The organism is Streptomyces sp. NPDC048825, from assembly GCF_043198355.1.
GTDB lineage: Bacteria > Actinomycetota > Actinomycetes > Streptomycetales > Streptomycetaceae > Streptomyces > Streptomyces xiangluensis.
Genome location: NZ_JBICUR010000005.1, coordinates 332,890 through 352,304 on the forward strand (window position 1 = coordinate 332,890; position 19,415 = coordinate 352,304).

18 protein-coding genes are annotated in these 19,415 nt (G+C 70.0%); 15 read left to right on the top strand and 3 right to left on the bottom strand.

The window, feature by feature from the left end; genetic code table 11:
- The first annotated feature begins 149 nt into the window (after positions 1-149).
- Genes ACGFNK_RS15525 through hutI form a run of 3 tightly spaced genes read left to right on the top strand, consistent with a single transcriptional unit; the run spans position 150 to position 3,933 of the window.
- Positions 150-1,352 carry an allantoate amidohydrolase gene (locus ACGFNK_RS15525; RefSeq protein ID WP_393416002.1) on the top strand — a complete coding sequence of 401 codons (1,203 nt, stop codon included), beginning with the start codon at positions 150-152 and terminating at the stop codon, positions 1,350-1,352.
- On the top strand, positions 1,349-2,695 hold the full coding sequence (locus tag ACGFNK_RS15530) for a formimidoylglutamate deiminase (protein ID WP_393416004.1): 1,347 nt from the start codon (positions 1,349-1,351) through the stop codon (positions 2,693-2,695). The genes ACGFNK_RS15525 and ACGFNK_RS15530 overlap by 4 nt, the downstream gene beginning before the upstream one ends.
- Positions 2,695-3,933, top strand: a complete 1,239-nt coding sequence (hutI, locus tag ACGFNK_RS15535) for an imidazolonepropionase (protein WP_393416006.1) — start codon at positions 2,695-2,697, stop codon at positions 3,931-3,933. Before ACGFNK_RS15530 ends, hutI begins: the two co-directional genes overlap by 1 nt.
- 114 nt (positions 3,934-4,047) lie before the next feature.
- On the opposite strand, the gene ACGFNK_RS15540 is transcribed toward hutI, so the two are convergent.
- Positions 4,048-4,944, bottom strand: coding sequence for an RNA polymerase sigma factor SigF (locus ACGFNK_RS15540; protein WP_386351497.1), 897 nt, complete (start codon positions 4,942-4,944; stop codon positions 4,048-4,050).
- A 297-nt stretch (positions 4,945-5,241) separates the two neighbouring features.
- Between ACGFNK_RS15540 and ACGFNK_RS15545 the strand changes: the two genes are divergently transcribed.
- From ACGFNK_RS15545 to ACGFNK_RS15580, 8 genes are all read left to right on the top strand, one after another.
- Positions 5,242-5,610, top strand: coding sequence for an STAS domain-containing protein (locus ACGFNK_RS15545; protein WP_393416009.1), 369 nt, complete (start codon positions 5,242-5,244; stop codon positions 5,608-5,610).
- A gap of 346 nt (positions 5,611-5,956) precedes the next feature.
- Positions 5,957-6,469 carry an ATP-binding protein gene (locus ACGFNK_RS15550; protein WP_393416011.1) on the top strand — a complete coding sequence of 171 codons (513 nt, stop codon included), beginning with the start codon at positions 5,957-5,959 and terminating at the stop codon, positions 6,467-6,469.
- 180 nt (positions 6,470-6,649) lie between these two features.
- Positions 6,650-7,360 (top strand): LPXTG cell wall anchor domain-containing protein, encoded by a 711-nt coding sequence (locus ACGFNK_RS15555; protein ID WP_393416013.1) that lies wholly within the window; start codon positions 6,650-6,652, stop codon positions 7,358-7,360.
- Positions 7,361-7,478: 118 nt separating this feature from the next.
- On the top strand, positions 7,479-8,435 hold the full coding sequence (locus tag ACGFNK_RS15560) for a hypothetical protein (RefSeq protein ID WP_393416286.1): 957 nt from the start codon (positions 7,479-7,481) through the stop codon (positions 8,433-8,435).
- Positions 8,432-9,592: a hypothetical protein gene (locus ACGFNK_RS15565; protein WP_393416014.1), complete on the top strand. Its 1,161-nt coding sequence runs from the start codon at positions 8,432-8,434 to the stop codon at positions 9,590-9,592. The genes ACGFNK_RS15560 and ACGFNK_RS15565 overlap by 4 nt, the downstream gene beginning before the upstream one ends.
- Positions 9,593-9,675: 83 nt before the next feature.
- Complete coding sequence (locus ACGFNK_RS15570) at positions 9,676-10,980, top strand: hypothetical protein (RefSeq protein ID WP_393416288.1); 1,305 nt, start codon at positions 9,676-9,678, stop codon at positions 10,978-10,980.
- Between the two features lie 338 nt (positions 10,981-11,318).
- Positions 11,319-11,996 carry a response regulator transcription factor gene (locus tag ACGFNK_RS15575; protein ID WP_386351476.1) on the top strand — a complete coding sequence of 226 codons (678 nt, stop codon included), beginning with the start codon at positions 11,319-11,321 and terminating at the stop codon, positions 11,994-11,996.
- Between the two features lie 97 nt (positions 11,997-12,093).
- On the top strand, positions 12,094-13,374 hold the full coding sequence (locus tag ACGFNK_RS15580; RefSeq protein ID WP_393416016.1) for an ATP-binding protein: 1,281 nt from the start codon (positions 12,094-12,096) through the stop codon (positions 13,372-13,374).
- A gap of 14 nt (positions 13,375-13,388) precedes the next feature.
- Here the strand turns inward: ACGFNK_RS15580 and ACGFNK_RS15585 are convergent, their stop codons facing one another.
- Complete coding sequence (locus ACGFNK_RS15585) at positions 13,389-13,928, bottom strand: GtrA family protein (RefSeq protein WP_393416290.1); 540 nt, start codon at positions 13,926-13,928, stop codon at positions 13,389-13,391.
- 193 nt (positions 13,929-14,121) lie between these two features.
- On the opposite strand from ACGFNK_RS15585, the gene ACGFNK_RS15590 reads away from it, so the two are divergent.
- Genes ACGFNK_RS15590 through ACGFNK_RS15600 form a run of 3 tightly spaced genes read left to right on the top strand, consistent with a single transcriptional unit; the run spans position 14,122 to position 17,010 of the window.
- Positions 14,122-15,261, top strand: coding sequence for a 5-(carboxyamino)imidazole ribonucleotide synthase (locus ACGFNK_RS15590; RefSeq protein ID WP_393416018.1), 1,140 nt, complete (start codon positions 14,122-14,124; stop codon positions 15,259-15,261).
- Positions 15,258-15,818, top strand: coding sequence for a 5-(carboxyamino)imidazole ribonucleotide mutase (gene purE / locus ACGFNK_RS15595; protein ID WP_393416020.1), 561 nt, complete (start codon positions 15,258-15,260; stop codon positions 15,816-15,818). The genes ACGFNK_RS15590 and purE overlap by 4 nt, the downstream gene beginning before the upstream one ends.
- A 13-nt stretch (positions 15,819-15,831) precedes the next feature.
- Positions 15,832-17,010, top strand: a complete 1,179-nt coding sequence (locus ACGFNK_RS15600) for a dipeptidase (protein ID WP_393416292.1) — start codon at positions 15,832-15,834, stop codon at positions 17,008-17,010.
- Here ACGFNK_RS15600 and ACGFNK_RS15605 read toward each other — a convergent pair.
- Positions 17,007-18,206: a methyltransferase domain-containing protein gene (locus ACGFNK_RS15605; RefSeq protein ID WP_393416022.1), complete on the bottom strand. Its 1,200-nt coding sequence runs from the start codon at positions 18,204-18,206 to the stop codon at positions 17,007-17,009. The two genes, ACGFNK_RS15600 and ACGFNK_RS15605, sit on opposite strands and share 4 nt — an antisense overlap.
- 91 nt (positions 18,207-18,297) lie before the next feature.
- Between ACGFNK_RS15605 and ACGFNK_RS15610 the strand changes: the two genes are divergently transcribed.
- Positions 18,298-19,116: a polysaccharide deacetylase family protein gene (locus ACGFNK_RS15610; protein ID WP_393416024.1), complete on the top strand. Its 819-nt coding sequence runs from the start codon at positions 18,298-18,300 to the stop codon at positions 19,114-19,116.
- Positions 19,117-19,415 lie beyond the last annotated feature (299 nt).

The window sequence follows — 19,415 nt, forward strand, 5'->3', positions numbered from 1 at the left end:
TTCCCGAAACTGGGGGCGCTGCCCCTGGGCTCCGCCCCCAGAACCCCGATCGGTCTGAACGGCCTCGTCCTCAAAGGCAGGACGGGGTGGTTGGTGCGGGACCGGGCCCGAAGGCTCAGCCACGTTCAGCGTCTCCCTCCTTTCATGAGATGTGGCGGCAGTTGGAGCCCATCGGGCGGCACCCCGACTCCGGTGGGTACCGGCGGTTCGCCTGGACCGGGGCAGATGCCGAATGTCGGGCCTGGTTCGAGGAGCAGGCCCGGGCGCGGGGGCTGGCGTACGAGGTGGACCGGAACGGGAATCAGTGGGCCTGGCTCGGGAATCCCGCTGCCGGGGACGCTGTCGTCACCGGGTCGCACCTCGACTCGGTGCCCGATGGCGGCGCCTTCGACGGTCCCCTCGGCGTCGTGTCCTCCTTCGCCGCGCTGGATGAACTGCGGAGCAGGAACGCGCAGCTCAGCAAGCCCCTGGCCATCGTGAACTTCGGTGACGAGGAAGGGGCCCGCTTCGGGCTGGCCTGTGTGGGGTCGCGGCTCGCGGCCGGAGAGCTCACCGTCGAGCAGGCGCATCGGCTCAGGGATGCCGACGGCGTCAGCCTGCCGGAGGCGATGGAGGCCGCGGGATTCGACCCGGACGCCATCGGGGCGGACCCGGAGCGCCTGGCCCGTATCGGCGCGTTCGTCGAGCTGCATGTCGAGCAGGGGCGTGCCCTCGACCTGTCCGGCGACCGGGTCGGCATCGCCAGCGCCATCTGGCCGCACGGGCGGTGGCGGTTCGACTTCCGGGGTGAGGCCAACCACGCGGGGACCACTCGGCTCGTGGACCGCCGCGACCCCATGCTGGCGTACGCGGAGACCGTGCTCGCGGCCCGCCGGGAAGCCCAACTCGCCGGCGCCGTCGCCACCTTCGGCAAGATCTCCGTCGAGCCGAACGGCGTGAACGCCATCCCGTCCCTCGTCCGCGGCTGGCTCGACTCCCGCGCCGCCGACCAGGCGAGTCTCGACACCGTCGTCAGCGGCATCGAGCAGGCGGCCCGCGACTACGCCGGCGCCCACGGCGTCCAACTCGACGTCGTCCGCGAGTCGTTCACCCCCGTCGTCGAGTTCGACCACGCCCTGCGCGACGAAGTCGCCCGCATTCTGGGAACCGACACGGACCTCAAGGTCCCCGTCCTCGGCACGGGCGCCGGACACGACGCCGGAATCCTCTCCGGGACCATCCCCACCGCCATGCTGTTCGTGCGCAACCCCACCGGTGTCTCGCACTCCCCGGCCGAGTACGCGGCCGAGGACGACTGCGTGGCCGGGGTACTCGCCCTGGCCGACGTACTGGAAGGGCTGGCCCGCAGGTGACCCACCCCCACACACAGACGTACTGGCTGGAGCACGCCTGGCTAGACTCGTACGTCGAGCCCGGCGTGGCCGTCGAGGTCGCCGACGGCCGGATCGCCGCCGTCCGTACGGGCATCGACAGCCCACCGCCCGGCTCCGAAATCCTGCGCGGACTGACCCTGCCGGGCCTGGCGAACGCCCACTCGCACTGCTTTCACCGAGCCCTGCGCGGCACCGTCCAGGTCGGTTCCGGGACCTTCTGGACCTGGCGCGAGGTCATGTACGCCACAGCCGACCGGCTGACCCCGGAGACCTACCACGCCCTCGCCCGCGCGGTGTACGCCGAGATGGCGCTCGCCGGCATCACCTGCGTGGGCGAGTTCCACTACGTCCATCACGCCCCCGGCGGCACCCGCTACGCCGACCCCAACGCGATGGGCGAGGCGCTCACTGACGCTGCCGCCGAAGCCGGTATCCGCATCACCCTCCTCGACACCGCCTACCTTTCTTCCGGCTTCGGACAGCCACCCAACACCCACCAGCTCCGCTTCTCCGACGGGAACGCCGACGCCTGGGCGGAACGCTGCTCAGTTCTCAAGGACCGGGATCACCTGCGGATCGGTGCGGCCATCCACTCCGTACGGGCCGTGCCCGCGCGGGAGTTGGCCACGGTGGCGCGATGGGCCGAGGGGCGGGGGGCCCCGCTCCACGTGCACCTGTCCGAGCAGACGGCGGAGAACGACGCCTGCCGGGCCGCGCACGGATGCACACCCACTCGGCTGCTCGCCGACCACGGTGTGCTCGGCCCGCGCACGACGGGCGTCCACAACACACACCTCACCGACGAGGACATCGCGCTGCTCGGCGACTCCAGGACCGGCACGTGCATGTGCCCGACCACCGAACGCGACCTGGCCGACGGCATCGGACCCGCTGCCGCCCTCCAGAAGGCCGGCTCGCCGCTCTCCCTCGGCTCCGACAGCCACGCCGTCATCGACCTGCTCGAAGAGGCGCGCGCGATGGAGCTGAACGAGCGCCTGCGCACCCGTACGCGCGGTCACTGGACGGCGGCTGCCCTCCTGCGGGCGGCCTCGGCCGACGGCCACGCGGCCCTCGGCTGGGACGACACGGGCACCATCGAGACCGGCGCGCTCGCGGACCTCACGACGATCGCGCTCGACTCGGTCAGGACAGCGGGGCCGTTGCCCAGGCTCGGCGCCGAGACGGCCGTATTCGCCGCGACAGCGGCGGACGTACGGCACACGATCGTGGGCGGCCGTCACGTCGTACGAGACGGGGCGCACACGCTCGTACCGGATGTGCCGCAAGCCCTCGCGCAGGCAGTCGAAGCCCTGCGTGTTTGATGACGACCACCGAACCGCGCCCCCGCGAGGACGACATGAGCAGCCCGACGAGCAGCCCGACCACCGTCATCACCAACATCGCCACGCTGGTCACCAACGACCCCTCCCTTGGTGACGGTTCCCCCCTTGGTCTGATCCATGACGCGGCCGTCGTCATCGACGGCGACCGCATCGCATGGACCGGTGAATCAAGCAAAGCACCCGCCACTGACAATCGGGTCGACGCGGGCGGCCGGGCGGTGATCCCGGGCTTCGTCGACTCCCACTCGCACCTGGTCTTCGCGGGCGACCGCACCCAGGAGTTCAACGCCCGCATGTCGGGCCGGCCCTACAGCGCGGGCGGCATCCGTACGACGGTCGCCGCGACGCGTGCGGCGAGCGACGAGGAACTGGAGCGCAACCTCACGCGCTACCTCGCCGAGGCCTTCCGCCAGGGCACAACCACCTTCGAGACCAAGTCCGGCTACGGCCTCACCGTCGAGGACGAGTCCCGCGCCCTGCGCATCGCGTCCCGGCACACGGACGAGGTCACGTACATGGGCGCACACATCGTGTCCCCCGACTACGCCGACGACCCGGCGGCGTACGTAGCCCTCGTCACCGGCGACATGCTCAACGCCTGTGCCCCGTACGCCCGTTGGATCGACGTCTTCTGCGAGAAGGGCGCCTTCGACGGTGACCAGGCCCGCGCGATCCTCGCGGCGGGCAAGGCGGCCGGCCTGCACCCGCGCATCCACGCCAACCAGCTCTCCTACGGCCCCGGCGTGCAGCTCGCGGTCGAACTGGACGCCGCCAGCGCCGACCACTGCACCCACCTCACCGACGCGGATGTCGACGCCCTGGCGAACAGCCGGACGGTCGCCACGCTCCTCCCCGGTGCCGAGTTCTCCACGCGCGCCGAGTGGCCGAACGCCCGCCGCCTCCTCGACGCAGGCGTCACGGTCGCCCTGTCCACGGACTGCAACCCGGGCTCGTCCTTCACCTCCTCCGTACCGTTCTGCATCGCGCTGGCGGTACGGGACATGGGGATGACGCCGGACGAGGCGGTGTGGTCGGCCACGGCGGGTGGAGCAAGGGCGCTGCGGCGGGAGGACGTCGGCCGTCTCACGCCGGGGGCGTACGCCGATCTTGTGCTCCTGGACGCCCCGAGCCATGTGCATCTGGCGTACCGACCGGGTGTGCCGCTGGTTACCGAGGCGTGGCGGCGTGGAAGCGGCCTGACTTCAAGCCGCGTATGAGGTGAGCCAACGAGCCGGCTCCAAGCCCTCCACGTAACCGAACAACCCGGCCCTCCCCGGGCCGGGTTGCTCAGTCACCGTCATCGTTCAGGCCACCGTCGGCGGCAGCCCGCGTCACTCTTCGACCGTCAGGCCCCTCCGCAGGCGCACCAGCGTTCGCGACAGCAGTCGCGAAACGTGCATCTGCGAGATGCCCAGCTCGTCGCCTATCTCGGACTGGGTCATGTTGGCGACGAAGCGGAGGGACAGGATCTTCCGGTCACGGGAAGGAAGTTCGGCGATCAGGGGCTTCAGGGACTCGACGTACTCGATGCCTTCCAGGCCGTGGTCCTCGTAGCCGATGCGGTCGGCCAGGGCGCCCTCGGAGTCGTCCTCCTCGGGCTGGGCGTCGAGTGAAGATGCCGTGTAGGCGTTGGACGCGGCCATGCCCTCGACGACCTCGTCGTTGGACAGGCCCAGGCGTTCCGCCAGCTCTCCCACTGTCGGAGCGCGGTCCAGTTTCTGGGCCAGCTCGTCGCCGGCCTTGGCCAGGTCCAGGCGGAGTTCCTGGAGTCGGCGGGGTACGCGCACCGACCAGCTGGTGTCGCGGAAGAAGCGCTTGATCTCGCCAACGATGGTCGGCATCGCGAAGGTCGGGAACTCCACGCCACGGCTGAGTTCGAAGCGGTCGATCGCCTTGATGAGGCCGATCGTGCCGACCTGGATGATGTCCTCCATCGGCTCGCTGCGGGAGCGGAACCGGGAGGCGGCGAACTTCACCAGAGCGAGGTTCAGTTCGACCAGGGTGTTGCGTACATAGGAATACTCGTGCGTGCCCTCTTCCAGGGATTCCAGCCGTTCGAAGAGGGTCTTGGACAGGGCCCGTGCGTCCACCGGCCCCACCTCGTCGTACGGCGGGATCTCCGGAAGGCCGGCGAGTCCGTCGAGGTCCTCCTCGACGAGATCCGCCTGTTCTGGAGAGGGTGTCGACGTCGCCTGCGGGGTCTGCGATGCGTCGAGCCGGGGTGACATGATGTCCTCCATCGTTCTCGGCATATGGCCGCCGATGCCAATACGTGCACTGCGGTGTGCGGCGCCTCCAAAGCCGGCCGTGTTGATTCGTGTCCCTACTAGCCCTACCCGCTTTCGTCAGTCCACCGCAAGTGCGCTTGCTAGAGAAATGTCCAGGTCTGGACGGGTATTCGGGTGTGGCAAGGTCGTAGAGAGGTCGTAGGGAAGGAACCGCACGGCAGGAGTCGTGGTCGTAGGAAAGGCGTAGTGTTCAGGAGCGTCAATCAACAGCCACGACGGTCGGAAGAGAGAGACGGCATGGACCGCGGGACGGTCGGCAGCGCACAATCGGGCCGGCTTCTGGTCGAGGTGCGGGAAGAGGGCCTCAGTGCCGTCGTGACCCCGGCGGGTGAATTGGATCACCACACGGCCGATCTACTGCGCGAACCGCTCGAGGACTGCCTCGAGCGCGGGTTCGCGCGCCTCGTCGTGGACTGTTCGCGGCTCGAGTTCTGCGACTCCACCGGGCTGAACGTGCTGCTCGGTGCCCGGCTCAAAGCCGAGGACGCGGGCGGTGGGGTGCATCTGGCCGGGATGCTTCCGGTGGTGGCCCGGGTGTTCGAGATCACCGGTGCGGCTGCCGTCTTCACTGTGCATGACACGCTCGATGCGGCTCTGCGCGAGTGATCGCATGGTGCATGACACGCTCGATGCAGTCGATGCGCCCTGCGTGAGTATGTGAGTATTCGCGCTCTCGAGGACATGTTCGAGCGACCCCCGGTGAGTAACCGCCTGGCTGCGGGGTGCAAAGTTATGGCTCAGTTGTCTCTATGTGACCGGTGCGTTACCAGCGTCACAGTGCTCATGCCGAATCAGTGGGTGTTCTGACGGATCGGCCGGGCAGGAGACATCCTGAATATGTCAACAAGGCCAACGGCAAGCGCGCGGCAGTCCCGGATCCTGAGTGTCCTGAGCTTTCTGAATGTCTTGAGTCTTGAATCGTGAACTGGTGAATCGGTGAGGTGAAGCGCTGATGAGCACCACCCGGCCTTACCCGCCGGGCGACCGCGGCCCGGAAGCGGGCGTCTGCGGCGCTTCGGGGGAGGCCAGAGACGACGGGTCCGCGCGCCCGGCCGCCCGTCAGGCCCGTCGGCTCAACCTCGACGGCGCGAGCGGGGTCGTCCCCCTCGCCCGCGACTTCGCGCGCCAGGCGCTGTACGCGTGGGGCTGGCTTCCCGCCGCGACCGCCGACCGGCGGGCCGCCGCCGAGGATGTACTGCTGGTCGTCTCCGAGCTCGTCACCAACGCCTGCCTGCACGCCGAGGGCCCGGACGAGCTGTGGATCGCCTGCGACAGCAAAGTGCTGCGCGTCGAGGTCTCCGACAGGGGCTCCGGCCAGCCCGCCCCGCGCACCCCGCACCGCGCCGGGCGCCCCGGCGGCCACGGGATGTTCATCGTGCAGCGGCTGTGCCTGGACTGGGGGGTCCTCCGGGCTCCAGGGGTGGCCGGCAAGACGGTATGGGCGGAGCTCGCAGCGCCCGCTTAGCCGGAAGCCCGGGGTGTCCGCTTGGCCGGACGTAACTCCCACCAAGGGTTACCGCAGGTTCGAATCCTTCTTCGTACGCGGCGGATCGATCGAGATCCGGCGCGTCCTTTGTCTTCCCTCCACAAGGCCCCGGGCGTACCTTGACGGCCGATCTGATGTGCCGTCAGGAATGAGGGGACCGTGTCATACCGGACGTACCAGAAACGAACCGCCGCGCTCGCGTTCGCCGCGGCCCTGGCCGGCTCGGCGGTGCTGATGGCCGCCCCCGCAGCATGGGCCGAGGTCGTCGACGTCGAGTACAACTGCAAGACGCCCATCGGTGACAAGTCCGCCGTCTCGCCCATCGACATCAAGAGTGCCGAGAGCGGCGGCGGCTACAAGCTCACCATGTCCTGGCAGAAGGGCGTCTCGTCCAGCCCGGTGGAACTGGGCAAGGGCGCGATGAGCCCGAGCGCCACCATCAAGCTGGGCGGCGCCGAGAGCGGGACGCTCACGGTGAAGGGCCCGGCCAACGCCGAAGCCATCCCCGCCAACACCCCGATCAAAGTCAGCGACTTGAGCGGCACGTACACGCCGTCCAAGAGCGGCAAGGTCACCTTCACGCCGGGCGTGCTCACCATCAAGGCGCTCGGTACGACGACCACCTGCGAGCCCGGCAACAATCCGGGACCCGCGCTGAGCCTCGACGTCACGGCCGCAGGTGGCGGCGGCGGTTCGTCGGAGACCTCCCCCGAGGGCGGCACCGAGAGCGGCGCGGACTCCGGCGCCGAGCTCCCGCAGACCGGCCCCGAGGACTCCGCGATCGCCCTCGGCACGCTCGGCGGCACTGTGCTCCTCGCCGGAGCGGCCGGGGTGCTGTGGCTGACCCGAAGGAACCAGGCGCCGCGCTGACCTTTCGTTTTCGCGTACGCGCAGGACTGGCCTCCCCCAGCCTTCGGCCGGGGGGACCTCCATCTCGCTGCGCTCGCCGTACGCCGCACCTTCTGGTCTGGAGCCGCCTGTGACATCCGTGCAGTCCGCCGCCCGTGGCCTCTGTGTCCTCGCTCTCGCCGCAGCAGTTCTGCTCGGCCTGCCCGGCGTCGCACCCACCGCCGTGGCCGACGAGGGCTGGTCCGTCGTGCCGTCGGCGGGCGGCCGGGAGGGGCGGCCGTACTTCTACGCGGAGGGCGCGCCCGGTGCGGTCCTGCAGGACACGGTGTCGGTGATCAACCCGGGCGAGGAACCACTCACCGTACGGCTGCGCGGCGCGGACGCCGACAACAGCCAGGAGGGTGGCGGCTTCGCGCTGCGGGCGAAGCCGCGTGACACCGGCTCGTGGATCACTTTCGCCGAGAAGACCGTGAAGGTGCCCGCGCGGACGCGCGCCGACGTTCCGTTCACCATCGGCGTCCCCGAGGGCGCCATCCCCGGCGACCACCCCGGCGCGATCGTCGCGAGCGGCGGCGGCCGGTCCGCGGCCGTACGCGTCCAGCTGCGGGTCGGCGGCCCGACCCTGTCCGCGCTCACGGTCGAGGACGTGGCCGTACGGGACGGCCGTATCTCGTACGACCTGGTCAACCGCGGCAACACCGTACTGACCCCGAAGCTCGCCGTACGCGCCGACGGACTGTTCGGCGAGGTGCTCGACCGCGCCCCGCGCGCCCTCCCCGTCGAACTGCTCCCCGGCCGCCGCGTCACCCTCCGCGAGCCCTGGCACGACCGGCCCGCGTTCGACTCGGTCGACGTGAGACTCACGGTCACGGCGGGGGACGGGGCGCACGACGAGGCGGGCACCGCGGCGCGGTTCGTGCCGTGGGGAGCGCTCGCGGGCCTGGCGGGCGGGCTCGTGCTGTGTGCGGGCGGTGCCGGTTGGTACGTACGACGTCGAAAGCGCATCGCGGAGTCCGGCGAGCCCGGTGGACCCGGTGGATCTGGTGGGCCAGAACAGCCGCGTACGGAAGTCGAGTTGACGGGAGCGGTGACGTGAGCGGGAAGGTGCGGATTCCGGCGTTGGTGGTGGCGGTGCTCGCGCTGCTCCTGCTCCCCCTGGGCGGGGCGGCTACGGGCGCGGACGGGAAACCGGAAGTCAAGCTGTCCAAGTCCCAGGCGGGAACGGGTGGTTCGATCACGGTGACCGGCTCCGGATGGCGGCCGGGCGCCCTCCTCATGATGCTGATCTGCGGTCAGTCCTCGCCCGACCGGGGCGTGATCGGCGGCACCAACTCCTGCGCCAACTCGGACGGTCGGGCCGTCACCACGGACGAGAAGGGCGCGTTCAAAAAGAAACTGCCGGTCGTCGAGCCGCCGCAGCCGTGCCCGTGCGTGGTGCACGTGGCGACCGTGACCGGTCAGAAGGCGGACGCGGACGCCGCGTTCCTGGTAGCAGGGCACGAGGTCGAGCCCCTGCCGAAGGAGGACACCAGCGGGCGGCTCTCGGTGCTCACCGACACCCGGCTCGACGGATCGAGCGGTCCGCTGACCTGGTTCGGCGCGCCGCCCTCCCGCGACTTCGTCTTCACCGTCGGCAACGTCGGCTCCCTGCCCGTCAAGGATCCCGTCTTCCAAGTCGGCACCTCGCACGGCGTGTTCGCCCCGCAATGGGAGGAACAGCAGTGGCGCGGCACCATCGAGCCCGGCAAGAAGGCGCAGATCGAACTGCCCGTCGAGCTGTCGACCGGCGCGCACGGCGACTACACGGTCTCCGTGAAGTACGGCGGCAAGGTGCTCGCCGAACAGCCCTGGGGCGTGGGCCGCCCCTGGGGCGTGACGCTCTTCTGGATCCTGCTCTTCATCGTCGTACCGGCCGCCGTGTTCCGGATCGGGATGGCCGTGGTGGACCGCGTACGTCCGCAGGGCAGGTCCAGGCCGGCCGGGCGCTGGGGCTCCCGCCCGAGGAGCGGTGGCGGTGGCGGGCACGCCGGTCCGCGCCGGAGCCTGCGGCTGCCCGAAGTAACCGTACGCATGCCGAAGTTGAGCCTTTCGTCCACGGCGTCGTCCCCCCACGCAGACGCCGACGGCGACACCCGTACGAACCCGACCTTGCCGTGGTTCACCCCGGACGCCGATCCGGGGGCCGAGGCCGGTCAGCTCTCCGCACCGCAAGAGAACAGCCCTTCGACCCCCACCAGAAAGGGAAACGCGTGAGCACGCTACGGAGAGTCCGGCCCGGAGACGGCGGCCTTGGGGCGCAGAAGCGCCCTGGAGCGAGCGCGGCCGGAGTCGCGCTGATGCTCGGTGGCGCGGGCATCCTGCTCGGTGTGGCCGCGGTGCCCGCCCAGGCGGCCGAGGTGTCGTACAAGACCGAGTGCGTACCGCCCGCGATCTCCGGGATGGATCCGGTGCAGGGAACGACCCAGGTGGAGATCACCGCGCCCGCCGAGGCGAAGGTCGGGGACGAGGTGCAGATCACCTGGAAGTTCGTGAAGGCCGCCTCCAAGAACCCCGACATCATCGATCTGGAGAAGGACACCGTCCAGCCGACCGGCACCCTCAAGGCGGGCGGCGCGCAGACCGGCGACATCGCCATGGAGGGGCCGCGGCAGAACCCCGCCATCCCGAAGAACAGCGACATGAAGCTCTCCGACATGAAGGGCACGCTGAAGCTGACGGCGGCCGGGGAGGTCACGCTGACCCCGGACGCGTACAACGTCAACGTCAACAAGCCCGTGTCCGCGGACACCAAGTGCACGCCGACGGAGGCGGTGAAGTCGGCAGCGACGATCAAGGTGAGCGGGGGAGACTCCGGGGGGACGACGGGTGGGCTGCCGACGGGGGTGCCCCCTGTGCCCACGGAGGTTCCGACGGAGCTGCCGACCGGGGGTACGCCTCCGTCCTCGCCGTCTTCGCCCTCCGAGAGCGCGACCGGGGGTGACGGCGGCTCCGGTGGTTCGGACTCCGGTGGGTCCGGTGGTGGGCAGACCGCGTTCACGGGCAAGGAGGTCGAGATTCCGTACGAGTGCAAGACGCCGATCGGAGACAAGAGCGCGACCTCTCCCGTGCAGATCGACGCCAAGAAGGACGGCGGGAACTTCGGGCTGACGGTGCAGTTCAAGAAGTCGGTCATGGACAGTCCCGCGGACATCCCGGCGGACTCCGTGAAGCCGTCGATGGAGGTTGCGCTGGGCGGCGCGGACAAGGGCACGGTGCGTGTGGAGGGTCCGACGAACCCGGAGCCGATCAAGTCGGGTGATCCGATCGAGATTCCCAACCTGACGGGCACCTACAAGCCGGGGGCGGACGGTGAGTCGACGCTTTCGCCGGGTGTGCTGACGGTGGAGGCGCTGGGTACGACGACTACGTGTACGCCGGCCAAGAGTGAGGTTTCGCTGACGCTGGATACCTCGTCTCAGCCGGGCGGCTCCGCCGGTGGAGCGGGTACGTCCGGTGCTGGCCCCGCGTCCTCCGGCGGTGGGCTTGCGGACACGGGCTCTGACGACAACGGGCTGTTGCAGGCGCTCGGCCTGCTGGCGGGCACGACGATTCTGTTGGGCGGGGCTGTGTTCACGTTTATGCCGCGAGGTCGCATGCGCTAGCGCTCCGCGGGGTGCGGTTTGAAGCTGCGGGTGCGTTGTGGCTGGTCGCGCCCCGCGGCGGAGCCGCTGATGTCACAGCCCCGCGCCCCTGGGTGCGTGGTGGGTGCGGGGACGTGGGCCGGTGCGTCAGCCCGTCGCCAACAGGGCATACGGCCCTTCGGCTGACACAGGGCGCAGGTGGGCCGAGACAGAACCTACGCGACGGGCATACGACGCACCGGCCCACGTCCCCTCCCGCCGGTGGGAGAGTGCGGGTGCGTGGGGGTGTGGGCTTGTGGTGGGGGAGAGATCCCGATCTTCCCTCACGATGGTTGTCCACGTCGGACTACCATCACCCCATGACCCGAGTACTGCTCGCCGAGGACGACGCGTCCATTTCGGAGCCGCTGGCCCGTGCTCTGCGCCGGGAGGGTTACGAGGTCGAGGTACGTGAGGACGGACCCACCGCGCTCGACGCCGGCATCCAGGGTGGCGTCGATCTGGTCGTGCTCGACCTCGGGCTGCCCGGTATGGACGGACTGGAGGTGGCCCGTCGGCTGCGTGCCGAAGGCCACACCATCCCGATCCTCATCCTGACCGCGCGCGCCGACGAGGTGGACACCGTTGTGGGCCTCGACGCGGGCGCCGACGACTACGTCACCAAGCCGTTCCGCCTTGCCGAGCTGCTCGCCCGGGTCCGGGCGCTGCTTCGGCGCGGGGCCACGGAGCCGCAGCAGGCGCCCGCCACTCATGGGGTTCGCATCGATGTCGAGTCGCACCGGGCGTGGATGGGGGACGAGGAACTCCAGCTGACGGCCAAGGAGTTCGATCTTCTTCGGGTGCTGGTTCGGGATGCGGGGCGGGTTGTCACGCGTGACCAGTTGATGCGTGAGGTGTGGGACACGACGTGGTGGTCGTCCACCAAGACCCTCGATATGCATATCTCGTGGTTGCGCAAGAAGCTTGGCGATGATGCGGCCAATCCGCGATACATCGCCACGGTACGAGGGGTCGGGTTCCGCTTCGAGAAGAGCTGAACCCTCTCCGGGGATGCGGAGCCGCAGATTGACGCGCCCCGCCCCCCTTCGGGGCACGGCACACTGGACCTCGTAAACCAGCTGCCCGGAGGGCCCCGTGCGTCGCCGTCTTATTCAGTCCACCCTCGCCGTGGTCCTTGTTGTGATTGCCGTGTTCGGGGTTTCGCTCGTCATCGTCGAGACCCGGACCATCAGTGCCAGTGCGCAGGAGCGCGTGGATCTGGAGGCGCTGCGGCTGGCCAGCATCGTCGACAGTCGGATTCTCGGTGATGAGCAGATCAGTGCCGAGATTCTCGAGGATCAGGTCACGGACGAGCGGTATGCGCTTGTCGAGATTCCGGGGCGGGATCCGATCGAGATCGGCACCAAGCCCAGCGGTCGCGTCATCCAGTCCAAGGAGGCCAGGGGCGAGGAGGGCGAGACGGTCACGGTCGAGGAGCCGCGGTCCTCGGTCACCCGCGAAGTCGGCCGTACGTTCCTGATCATCGGCGCGGTCGCCCTGCTCGCGGTGATCGCCGCCGTACTGCTCGCCGTACGCCAGGCCAACCGGCTCGCCTCCCCGCTCACCGACCTCGCGGAGACCGCGGAGCGGCTCGGCTCCGGGGACCCGAGACCGCGCCACAAGCGGTACGGAGTGCCGGAGCTGGACCGCGTCGCCGATGTGCTGGACAGTTCCGCCGAGCGCATCGCCCGGATGCTCACGGCCGAACGCCGGCTGGCCGCCGACGCCTCCCACCAGCTCCGTACGCCCCTCACTGCCTTGTCCATGCGCCTGGAGGAGATCACCCTCACCGACGACCCGGACACGGTGAAGGAGGAGGCGACCATCGCGCTCGGTCAGGTGGAGCGCCTCACGGACGTGGTGCAGCGGCTGCTCACCAACTCCCGCGACCCGCGCACCGGCTCCGCCGTCACCTTCGACCTGGACGAGGTCATCAACCAGCAGCTCGCGGAATGGCGCCCTGCCTACCGCAGCGCGGGCCGCGCCATCGTCAGCTCGGGCAAACGGCATCTGCAGGCCGTGGGCACCCCCGGAGCCGTGGCCCAGGTGCTGGCCGCCCTGATCGAGAACTCGCTCATGCACGGCGGCGGCACGGTCGCCCTGCGCACCCGCGTCACCGGAAACCAGGCCGTGGTCGAGGTGACAGACGAGGGCGAGGGCGTCCCCGCCGAGCTCGGCGCCCGGATCTTCGAGCGGGCCATCAGCGGCCAGAACTCCACCGGCATCGGCCTCGCCGTGGCCCGCGACCTGGCGGAGGCGGACGGCGGCCGGCTCGAAATGCTCCAGGCCCAGCCGCCTGTCTTTGGCCTGTTCCTGTCGCGTACGCCGAAGAAGCGGGCGTCGGCGGGCCAGGAGCCGGAGCAGACAGTGCGATAGCGCCGGGGCCGGTGTCAGCGCACGCGCTGGAACTGGCGGGTCGGGCGGTCCTCCGCCAGGAACGATTCGGCACTGGCCACGGCCTCGCGGGCCGGGAGCGTGCGGAACACCCAGCTGCGGTAGGACCAGAAGCGGAACAGGGTCGCGATGCCGATGCCGAGGAACTTGAAGACGTTGCTCTGCAGGGGGCTGTCGAGGCCGAGGCCGTAGGTGGCGGCGAACAGAATGCCGTTCTCGATGACCAGGCCAATGGCGCTGAACAGCAGGAAGAGCGAGAGTTCCTTGGTGCGGCCGCTCTTGTCGCGGTCGCGGTAGGTGAAATAGCGGAACCCTATGTAGTTGGAGACGATCGCGACCACCGTGGCGATCACACTGGCCCGCACGACCTGCAGGTCCGTGGCGCTGCGTACGAGGTTGAAGACGAGAAGGTTGACCAGCAGCCCCATGCCGCCGACCGCCCCGAACTTGGCGACCTCCCGTGTAAGCCGGTCGATGCGCTGGCGTACCGCGCTGCGCGGCGCGGCATGTGCCCCGCGTGAAGCACCTTTGCCCATGGTGTCGCCCAGCCCCCGTCTCGTCGGATATGCCAACTTCGTCAACTTCCGTCGACTCAGCCATGCTATCCAGCTCTTCCTGTCCAGTCCTGGGCAGAGCCGGAAGATGTGGCCAGTACGTGATGAACATGCGGATGTTTCGATGATCATGCGGGCTGCTTGGACGCCCCGGGGCGCCCGTTACCCTGGGTGCGTGACGTTCCCGGTAGTCGGCATGGTCGGCGGGGGCCAGCTCGCTCGTATGACGCACGAGGCTGGCATCCCGCTCGGCATCAGATTCAAGCTCCTCAGTGACACTCCCCAGGACTCAGCGGCGCAGGTCGTCAGCGATGTCGTCGTCGGCGACTATCGCGATCTCGACACGCTGCGTGACTTCGCGCGGGGCTGCGATGTGATCACCTTCGATCACGAGCATGTGCCCACCGAGCATTTGCGGGCCCTGGAGGCGGACGGCATTCCCGTACGCCCCGGCCCCGACGCTCTTGTGCACGCCCAGGACAAGGGCGTGATGCGCGCGAGACTCGACGCGATCGGGGTGCCGTGTCCACGGCACCGGATCGTGAGCGATCCCGAGGACGTGGCCGTGTTCGCGGCGGAAGGCGACGGCTTTCCCGTCGTGCTGAAGACCGTCCGCGGCGGCTACGACGGCAAGGGCGTGTGGGTCGTACGGTCCGCGGCGGAGGCCGAGGACCCCTTCCGCGCCGGTGTCCCGGTCCTCGCCGAGGAGAAGGTCGACTTCGTACGGGAACTCGCCGCGAACGTGGTCCGCTCGCCCCACGGCCAGGCGGTCGCATACCCCGTCGTGGAGTCGCGGCAGGTCAACGGCGTCTGTGACACGGTGATCGCCCCGGCCCCGGACCTGCCCGCGGAGCGGGCGCTCCAGGCCGAGCAGCTCGCCCTGAACATCGCCAAGGAACTCGACGTCATAGGCCACCTCGCCGTCGAGCTCTTCGAGACCCGCGACGGCCGCATCCTGGTCAACGAGCTGGCCATGCGCCCCCACAACTCCGGCCACTGGTCCCAGGACGGCGCGATCACCTCCCAGTTCGCCAATCACGTCCGCGCGGTCCTCGACCTGCCCCTCGGCGACCCGCGCCCGCGCGCCAAGTGGACGGTCATGGTGAACGTCCTCGGCGGCGACTACCCCGACATGTACTCCGCGTACCTGCACTGCATGGCCCGCGACCCGCAGCTCAAGATCCATATGTACGGCAAGGACGTGAAGGTGGGCCGCAAGGTCGGCCACGTCAACACCTACGGCGACGACCTGGCCGACGTCCTCGACCGCGCCCGTCACGCAGCCGCATACCTGAGAGGGACGATCACCGAATGAGCACTTCGGCTGAGTCTGCAGATTCTTCGGCGGGTCCCGTCGTCGGCATCGTCATGGGCTCGGACTCCGACTGGCCGGTCATGGAAGCGGCGGCCCAGGCCCTGGACGAGTTCGAGATCGCGTACGAGGTCGATGTCGTCTCCGCGCACCGGATGCCGCGCGAGATGATCGCGTACGGCGAGGAGGCGGCGGACCGCGGCATCAAGGTGATCGTCGCGGGTGCGGGCGGAGCCGCCCATCTGCCGGGCATGCTCGCCTCCGTGACCCCGCTGCCCGTGATCGGCGTGCCCGTGCCGCTCAAGCACCTGGACGGCATGGACTCGCTGCTGTCGATCGTGCAGATGCCGGCCGGGGTGCCGGTCGCCACCGTGTCGGTCGCCGGCGCGCGCAATGCCGGACTGCTCGCGGCCCGTATCCTCGGCGCCCACGACGAGGAACTCCGCGGCCGTATGCGGGAGTTCCAGCAGGAGCTGAACGACCAGGCGGCGGAGAAGGGCAAGCGGCTGCGCGCCAAGACCGAGGGCGCGGCGGGCTTCGGCTTCGGTTCGGGGAGCTGAGGGCGTGGCGCCGCTGACGTCCCTGGACGAAGCCCGGGAACTGCTGCGCCAGTTCCCGGTCGCCGACGGGCACAACGACCTCCCCTGGGCCCTGCGCGAGCAGGTCCGCTACGACCTGGACGCCCGCGACCTCGCCACCGACCAGAGCGCGCACCTGCACACGGATCTGCCGCGGCTGCGCGCGGGCGGCGTGGGCGCCCAGTTCTGGTCGGTGTACGTCCGCTCGGACCTGCCGGAGCCCGTGCCCGCCACGCTCGAACAGGTCGACTGCGTACGGCAGTTGATCGCGCGCTATCCCGCGGACCTGAGGGCCGCGCTGACGGCCGCCGACATGGAGGCGGCGCGCGCCGAGGGCCGTATCGCCTCGCTGATGGGCGCGGAGGGCGGCCACTCGATCGCGTGCTCCCTGGCGACGCTACGGGCGCTGTACGCGCTGGGCGTCCGCTATATGACGCTCACCCACAACGACAACATCCCCTGGGCGGACTCCGCGACGGACGAGCCGGGCGTGGGCGGCCTGTCGGCCTTCGGCCGCGAGGTGGTCCGGGAGATGAACCGCGAGGGCATGCTCGTGGACCTCTCGCACGTCGCGCCGACGACGATGCGCGACGCCCTCGACACGACTGTCGCGCCCGTGATCTTCTCCCACTCCTCCTCGCGCGCGGTGTGCGACCACCCGCGCAACATCCCCGACGACGTACTGGAGCGCCTGCCGGCCAACGGCGGCGTGGCAATGGTGACGTTCGTGCCGAAGTTCGTCCTCCAGGCGGCCGTCGACTGGACGGAGGCGGCGGACGAGAACATGCGCGAGCACGGCTTCCACCCCCTGGACACCACGTCGGAGGCGATGAAAGTCCACCGCGCCTTCGAGGACGCGCACCCCCGCCCGGCCGCCACGGCCGCGACGGTCGCCGACCACCTGGACCACATGCGCGAGGCCGCCGGAATCGACCACATCGGCATCGGCGGCGACTACGACGGCACGGCCTTCACCCCCGACGGCCTGCACGACGTCTCGGGCTACCCGAACCTCATCGCCGAACTCCTCAGCCGCGGCTGGTCGAAGCCCGACCTCGCCAAGCTGACCTGGCAGAACGCGGTACGGGTGCTGGGAGCAGCGGAGGACGTGGCACGCGCCGAGCGCTCCCGCAGGGGCCCGTCGAACGCGACACTGGCGCAACTGGACGGCTAGCCAGGGGGCTTCTGCCGCTGGACGGGATGCCCGATCAGCATGGTCGGAGCGCCCCGGACTCGAGTCAGGAACACCGTCGCCGAGTTCGGCCCCTGCGGCTTCACCTTGCGGCGGAGTTCCTCCGGCTCGACGGCCGAGCCGCGTTTCTTGACGGTCAGGGTGCCGACCTCGCGCTCTCGGAGCAACGCCTTCAACTTCTTTACGCTGAAGGGGCGTTGGTCGGTGATCTCGTAGGCAGTGGCGTACGGGGTCGGGGTCACGGCGTCCGCGGTGACGTACGCGATCGTCTCGTCGAGCAGTCCGCCGCCGACCTCCTCGGCGACCTCCGCGACCAGATGGGCGCGGATGACGGCACCGTCTGGTTCGTACAAGTACCGCCCCGGCGGCCGGACTTGAGGATCGGGCAACCCACGGCCACGCAGGCTGCGCGGCCCTGGCAACAGGGTGGCGCGCACAAGGCCGGGCTCGGTGCCGAACCACAGCACGGCCTCCTTCACGTCCCCGGAATCCGAGACCCACTCGGCCTCGGCGTCGCCCGGAACCGCCTCGTGCGGAATCCCGGGCGCGATCTTCAGCGCGGCACGAGGCGCCTTGAGTGCCGCCTCGACGGCCCAGGAGAGAGGCGGCGAATAGGCCTCGGGATCGAAGACGCGACCCCGCCCTCCACGCCTGGCGGGGTCGACGAAGACCGCGTCGTACGAGAACGTATCGACCTCCGTGACATCCGCCTCCCGTACCTCGATCAGGTCGCCGAGCCCGAGCGCGTCGGCGTTCGCTCGCGCCACCGCGCAGGTCAGCGGGTCGCGATCGACAGCCAGGACACGTACCCCCGCGCGGGCGAGGGCGATCGCGTCGCCGCCGATGCCGCAGCAGAGATCGGCGACGGACCGTACGCCGAGCTCCGTGAAACGCTCCGCCCGGTACGCCGCGACCGTCGCCCGGGTCGCCTGCTCGACCCCGTTAGCGGTGAAGAACATCCGCCCGGCGTCGGCGCCCCCGAACTTCCCCACCGCCCGCTGCCGCCACCGCGCCTGCGCGATCGCCGCGGACACGAGCTCGGCGGGATGCTCCCGCCGCAACCGCGTGGCCACGGCCAGCTCCTGCGCCGGTTCGACCTCCCGCACCTCGTCGAGGAGAAACCGTCCGCGGTCGGTGAGCAGCGCGGCGAAGGAGGCCAGGGGGTCGTGATCGTCCACGGTTCCATTGTGGGCCAGTCGGTGGATGGTGTGCGCCCGCCGGCGGTGTCGGGGGGCTCGTACGGCTCATGGCCTGTGAGGATCCGGGACCATGCGTTCAGTACGACAAGATGTACGACAAGATGGCAGAACTGGCTTCAGTCGCGCTCTCGCCGTGGCCGTACTCGCGTCCGCACTGCTCGCCGTCGGCGCCACCGGCTGTTCCCGGCCCGTCGACCCGGTCGAACGGCTCGACAAGAAGGCGACGTCGACGCTGCGGACCCGCAGCCTCCCGGCCGCGACGTACCGCCGCTGGGGCCTGGCCGCCCCGCTCCCCCCGGCGCCGAAGCCACCCGGCCGCCCCGCCGTACGCCCCGCGGGTCCGGGCCTGCCGCCCGTCGTCGACCGCGTCCCCACCCGCGACAAGGTGGTCTTCCTGACCTTCGACGACGGCGCCGAACGGGATCCGAGGTTCGTCGACATGGTCCGCGAACTTCGGCTGCCGGTCACCATGTTCCTCACGGACAGCGTCGTCGGACCGGGGTACGCGCACTTCGGCCGCCTGCGCGCGGTGGGCGCGAGCGTCCAGAACCACACCCTGGACCACCCCTACCTGCCCGGCCTCCCCTACGCCGGCCAGCGAGCCGAGATCTGCGGCCAACAGGAGAAACTCAAGCAACGCTTCGGAATCCGCCCCCGCCTCTTCCGCCCCCCGTACGGCGCCTACAACGACGACACGCTCAGAGCAGCCGCGGACTGCGGAGTCACGGCGGTGGTCCTGTGGCGCGGCCCCGACCGCCTCAGGCCGGGTGACATCCTCCACTGCCCAGAGGGCCAGACCGGCAGCACGCTCACGGAGACGACGACCAGATTGCTGCACCGCATCCAGGAGCAGGGCTACACGGTGGCGCGCTTGGAGGACTACCTCTAGCCACTTCAGCCTGTCCGGCGATTGAGGACGAGGCCGCAGGCCGATACGGGGGTCTGGGGGCGGAGCCCCCAGGGGTCGGCGACACCAGCCCAGGGTGCCCAATATCCGCGAACACGCCGGAGGCGATTGGCACTCCGCTTGACCGAGTGCTAATCGCGGTCATAGTCTCAGGTCTGGCACTCCCCAGTGGAGAGTGCCAACAACGCGACGGGCAGGTCCGGCACCCGCGACGACGGATCGACCTGGTCGCCACCTCAGACAGTTAACCCCGTGAGATCTCCGAAGGGGGAGGTCGGATC